This is a genomic window from Streptomyces sp. KR55 (assembly GCF_052245645.1).
GTDB lineage: Bacteria > Actinomycetota > Actinomycetes > Streptomycetales > Streptomycetaceae > Streptomyces > Streptomyces flavusporus.
The window spans coordinates 1-4,787 of sequence record NZ_JBQQCE010000608.1 but is presented as its reverse complement, the minus strand read 5'-3'; the positions used below and the strand labels follow the sequence as shown (position 1 = coordinate 4,787).

6 protein-coding genes are annotated in these 4,787 nt (G+C 70.0%); 5 read left to right on the top strand and 1 reads right to left on the bottom strand.

Features of this window, described 5'->3' with window-relative positions:
* Positions 1–588, top strand: a 588-nt coding sequence (locus ACTWQJ_RS46520; protein WP_443312424.1) for an IS110 family transposase, incomplete at its 5' end; no start/stop codon positions are given.
* Between the two features lie 581 nt (positions 589–1,169).
* On the opposite strand, the gene ACTWQJ_RS46515 is transcribed toward ACTWQJ_RS46520, so the two are convergent.
* A complete protein-coding gene (locus tag ACTWQJ_RS46515) occupies positions 1,170–1,763 on the bottom strand; it encodes a helix-turn-helix domain-containing protein (protein WP_443312423.1) in 594 nt (197 codons plus the stop codon).
* A 105-nt stretch (positions 1,764–1,868) separates the two neighbouring features.
* Here ACTWQJ_RS46515 and ACTWQJ_RS46510 point away from each other — a divergent pair, with 105 nt between their 5' ends.
* The 4 genes from ACTWQJ_RS46510 to ACTWQJ_RS46495 all read left to right on the top strand — a co-directional run.
* The gene (locus ACTWQJ_RS46510; RefSeq protein WP_443312422.1) at positions 1,869–2,372 is read left to right on the top strand and encodes a flavin reductase family protein; all 504 of its coding nucleotides are present in this window, start codon (positions 1,869–1,871) and stop codon (positions 2,370–2,372) included.
* The gene (locus ACTWQJ_RS46505) at positions 2,369–3,256 is read left to right on the top strand and encodes an MBL fold metallo-hydrolase (protein ID WP_443312421.1); all 888 of its coding nucleotides are present in this window, start codon (positions 2,369–2,371) and stop codon (positions 3,254–3,256) included. Before ACTWQJ_RS46510 ends, ACTWQJ_RS46505 begins: the two co-directional genes overlap by 4 nt.
* The gene (locus ACTWQJ_RS46500) at positions 3,253–4,455 is read left to right on the top strand and encodes an amidohydrolase family protein (RefSeq protein WP_443312420.1); all 1,203 of its coding nucleotides are present in this window, start codon (positions 3,253–3,255) and stop codon (positions 4,453–4,455) included. Before ACTWQJ_RS46505 ends, ACTWQJ_RS46500 begins: the two co-directional genes overlap by 4 nt.
* A 101-nt stretch (positions 4,456–4,556) precedes the next feature.
* Positions 4,557–4,787 (top strand): ATP-binding cassette domain-containing protein (locus ACTWQJ_RS46495; RefSeq protein ID WP_443312419.1); only part of this gene is annotated, 231 nt, incomplete at its 3' end.

Sequence of the window (4,787 nt, the reverse complement as noted above, 5' to 3'; positions counted from 1 at the left end):
AACCGCATCCACGCCGTGCTCGCCGAGCACGGTCTCGAGCGGCCCGGGGCCTGCTTCACGGCCGCAGGGCGGGCGTGGCTGGAGGGCCTGGATCTTCCGGACGCCTCGCGCACCGTCGTCGACCAGCTGCTGGCCCTGCTGGACGCGCTCAAGGAGCCGATCGATGCCCTGGACCAGCTGCTGGCCGCCCGGGCCCGCGGTGATCCACGGGTAGCTGCCCTCACCCGGCTGCCCGGGGCCGGAACCTTCACCGCGCTGGTGATCGTCACCGAGGTCGGCGACATCTCCCGCTTCCCCGATGCGCGCAAGCTGGCCTCCTGGGCCGGGCTCACCCCCACCGTCCGCAGCTCGGATCTGACCGTCCGGCACGGCCACATCTCCAAGCAGGGCTCGGCATGGCTACGGTGGATCTTGTGCGAGGCGGCCCAGACCGCCAAGAGATCACCCGAGTTCGCGGGCACCTACCAGGCCATCGCACACCGCCGCGGGAAGAAGATCGCCACCACCGCCATCGCCCGCAAACTGATCACCCGCGCCTACCACGTCCTGCAGGAAGCCGACGCCGAACCTCGTAAGAGGTCTCGGTGAACCGCCACCGCCACAGGCGGTCGCCGACGCCGGGTGCGCTCGTGAAACTGCATGAGCCGGCTCCGCCGCGCTCGATGACCTGACTGAGCAGCCCGGTTGCCCGGATCACGGCCATGGCGCCAAGCAGCAGCCTGGTGCCGGATGGGTGCATGCGAGACCTCTCCGCCAGGCCCAGATCACCACTCGGGGATACACAACAGCCAGCACCGCTACGGCTCTTCACTCACTCCCACGCCGTCAAGGAAGACCCATACAGACACCGCCCCGGCCCCCACCGAGGAGCCGCAGGCCAGACCGACTCACGCCTTGACAGCGTCAACCCTCATGGGTGCCGTTTCTGGGCTGGAGGAGCGCTCGACATGTTTTCGGCGCTCCATCAGGTGATGGTCGTGGTGTCTCGCAGGGAACCCGGTTGATCTGCGGTTTTGCGATGGCGGGACGGGAGGCGCCGACGTTGTCCTCCTCATCTCGACGCTCACGTGACGCTCGTTCTGATGGCTCGTCAGTATGATCCGATCATGTCGTCGGCCTCAGTCGAGCCGACCGAACGACCTCTACCCCTGTCGCCTTTGCTCGGCGTTCTAGCGAGGGGCGTTCTGTACGGTGAGGATGCGCGCCCCGGAGGGATCCTGATCCTCCGTCACAACTCGCCAGCGGTGCGGGGTTCCGCCCGGGTAGAGCAGGCTGTCACCGGCGTGGAGGCGGTGCAGTTCGCGGCCGCCGGGGCCCAGTAGGTCGACCTCGATCGAGCCGTGCACCACGTAGAGGAACTCGTCGCCCGGGTGGTCGTAGTACTCCTCGAAGCCGGTGGGTCCTCCCGTGTATTCGACCGGATGGACGGCGAACTGGGGTGCCCCGAGCATCCGGGCCGAGCCGCCGCTGTTGGCGACGGGGGTGCCGGCCCCTTCCCGTACGACATGGATGTCGGCGGGGGAGGTAGCCGAGTGCGCCAGCAGGGCCTGTTGGGTGGTGCCGAGCGCCTGGGCGATCCGGTGCAGCGAGGGCATGCTCGGGCGGGTCAGCCCGCGCTCCAGCTGACTGAGGAAGGGGTGCGAAAGGCCTGCGCTGCCCGCGAGTTGGACAAGGGTGAGGCCGCGCTTCTTGCGCAGCCGACGGATCGCGTCGCCGAGCTGCTGGTCCGGATCGGCGGGGGTTTCGGTGGGGCGGTCTGCCATGGCGGAAATCCTAAGCGGTCACTTCGGAGTGGGATTTACTCCCGCGAAACACATGTCTCCTACGCTCAATGTTGATGTGACGAACATTCTAAGCGAGGAGCCCGAATGACCGCGACCACCGCCGACCGACCCGCCACGGCCGGATTCCTCGATGCCATGGCCGCCCTCGCGGGCGGCGTCTGCGTGGTGACCGCCGCCGCAGCCGATGCCACACCCGCCGGATTCACCAGCACCGCCGTGATGAGCCTCAGCCGCACGCCGCAGCTGATAGCGATCGGTGTCCAGCGCGGCAGCCGCACCCTGCCGCTGCTTCAGGACGGCAGCAGGTTCGCCCTCAACATCCTTGCCGCGGACGGCGAATCCGTTTCACGGCGGTTCGCCGATCCGGCCGCCGACCGGTTCGCCGGGCTGGAATGGACGACGGGAGAGGGAGGTGTGCCGCTGCTGCTCGCGCAGAGCACGTACGCCGTTCTGTGCCGCGTACGGGAAGAGGTGGCGGCCGGGGACCACCTGCTGCTGATAGCCGACATCGACGAGATCATCCCCGGCCGAGGCGGGGACAGCGCTCTCGTCCACCACGCCCGCCGCTACCACGGCATCGGCGCGTGAGCGGGCGGGGCTGGTTCTCCGTACAGGAGACCGGACCTGGGACCTTCCTCATCGCCGAGCCCGGGCACGTCAACAGCTATCTCGTCGTGGGCGACGACCTCGCCCTGCTGTACGACACCGGGATGGGCATCGGGGACATCGGGCGCGAGGTGCGCGCGCTGACCTCGCTGCCGCTGCTCGTCGTCAACTCCCACCACCACTACGACCACCGGGGCGGCAACGCCTCGCTTGTGGGCGAGGCCAAGGACTTCGCCGTCCACGAGGCCGGCGCGGACCTGCACGGCGAGCCCGCACCGCGCGAGTGGCTCGAGACGTACGAGCACATCGCCCAGGACATGCGGCAGCGCTACATCGAGCTGAGCGCACTCTCCGTCGAGGGCTTCTTCCTCACCGACTCGCGGATCGAGGTGCGGCCCGTCCCCGAACTGTCCCAGTGGCGTATCGACGCGGTGCGACCGACCCGGCTGCTCAGGGAAGGGGAGCAGCTCGACCTGGGCGGGCGGAGGCTGCACGTCCTGCACACCCCCGGCCACTCGCCCGACGGCATCTGCCTCTGGGAGCCGGAGAGCGGCCAGCTCCTCGCCGGCGACACCCTGATCAGCGGTCCCTTCTTCGCCCATGTGCCGGGCGCCGATGTACCCGCCTTCGCCGCATCGACTCGACGATTGGCTGAACTCCCGGTCAAAGCAGCCCTGTTGGGGCACAAGCTCCGCCACCGTGAGGGCCATTACTTCGTGGGACGGGTCGCCGAAGCCTTCGACCAGGTGGTACGCGGACGGACCCGGCCGGTCCGCCGCCAGGACATGTTCGGCGAGCCCGTGATGTGGCACGCCTTCGACGGCTTCGCGGTACTCACGGCACCGCAGAACGGGGACGTACGATGACGGCGACGGCGCTGCTGCTGCGTGGGGCGCGGCTGCCCGAAGGGCAGGTCCGGGACGTACTGATCGAGGACGGGCGGGTGTCGGCCGTCGCGCAGGCCGGTCGACTCCCCTCCGCCTGCGAGGAGATGGACCTCTCCGGCTTCCTGCTGTTGCCCGCTCCCGCCGAACCCCACGCCCACCTCGACAAGGCCCTCACCTGGGACCTGGCCGGTGCACCGCCCTGCGACCTGCCGGGGGCGGTTGCCGCCTGGCGCGGCTATGCCGAGCGGGTGACGGAGGAGGACGTGCTGGTCAGGGCCCGCCGTGCCCTGGACGAGCTGGTCGCCAACGGTGCGACCGCCGTCCGCACCCACGCCGACGTCCTGCCCGGCCCCGATCCGCTCCGGGGGCTGCGGGCGCTGTTGCGGCTGCGCGAGGAGCTGAGCGAGCGGGTTGCGCTGCAGATCGCCGTACTGCACATCGAGGAGCCCGACGAAGTCCTCGATGAGGCACTGGAGTCGGGGGCCGACCTGCTCGGTGGCTGCCCGCACCTCTCCGACGACCCGCAGGCCGCCGTCGCCCGCGCCCTGACCATCGCCGAGCGGCACGGCGTCGGCGTCGATCTGCATGCGGACGAGCATCTCCGTCCGGACCCGAAGGATCTGCTGCTGCTCGCCCAGGCGGTACGGGAGCGGGGCTTCGCCCACGGTGCGACCGCCAGCCACTGCGTGGGACTGGGCGGCCTGGACCCGGCCGAGGCCGCCCGGATCGCCAAGGAGGCGGCGGCACCCGGGATCGGGGTCGTCGCACTGCCGCTCACCAACCTCTACCTCCAGGGCCGCGACACCCCTGCCCGCACCCCGCGCGGTCTGACCGCCGTACGCGCCCTCCTGGACGCGGGCGTGCCCCTGGCCGGGGGCGGCGACAACATCCGCGACCCCTTCAACCCGGTGGGCAGGGCGGATCCCCTGGAGACCGCCGGACTCCTCGTCGCGGCGGGTCACTTGTCGCTGCCCGAGGCCGTCCACGCGGTGACCACCGGCGCCCGCACGGTCCTCGGGCTACCCGCCGCAGGGCCGTACGAGGGTGCGATCGCCGACCTCCTCGCCGTACGGGCCGACTCGCTCTCCGGGACTGTCGGGGCCTCGTACCCGGACCGGATCGTCTTCAAGGGTGGGCGAGCGGTGAGCCGTACCACGGTGATCCGCGAAGCGCTCTGACTGGTCCCTGGCGTAAACGACCGGGACATTCCGCCGAAACAAAGAATGTTGATGCTATGAACATCGGTGAGTGCACCACAGGCCCACAGGAAGGAGCCGACGTGGCGACAGCAGTGCAGACGACGCTGAGCTTCGTAGCCGTCGACAAGCGTTTCGACAGCGGGACCACCGCGCTCTCGGGAGTGGAACTCCACGTCGGCGCAGGGGAGTTCGTCGCAGTCGTCGGCCCCTCCGGATGCGGCAAGTCCACCCTGCTGCGGCTCGCCTCCGGTCTCGATGCCCCCAGCGCGGGCGAGATCAGCACCCCGGGCGGGGACGTCGGTTACGTCTTC

Excerpts from the sequence above, each read along its gene's own strand:
- ACTWQJ_RS46515 (WP_443312423.1), bottom strand. The coding sequence starts at position 1,763 with ATGGCAGACCGCCCCACCGAAACCCCCGCCGATCCGGACCAGCAGCTC.
- ACTWQJ_RS46510 (WP_443312422.1), top strand. The coding sequence starts at position 1,869 with ATGACCGCGACCACCGCCGACCGACCCGCCACGGCCGGATTCCTCGAT.
- ACTWQJ_RS46500 (WP_443312420.1), top strand. The coding sequence starts at position 3,253 with ATGACGGCGACGGCGCTGCTGCTGCGTGGGGCGCGGCTGCCCGAAGGG.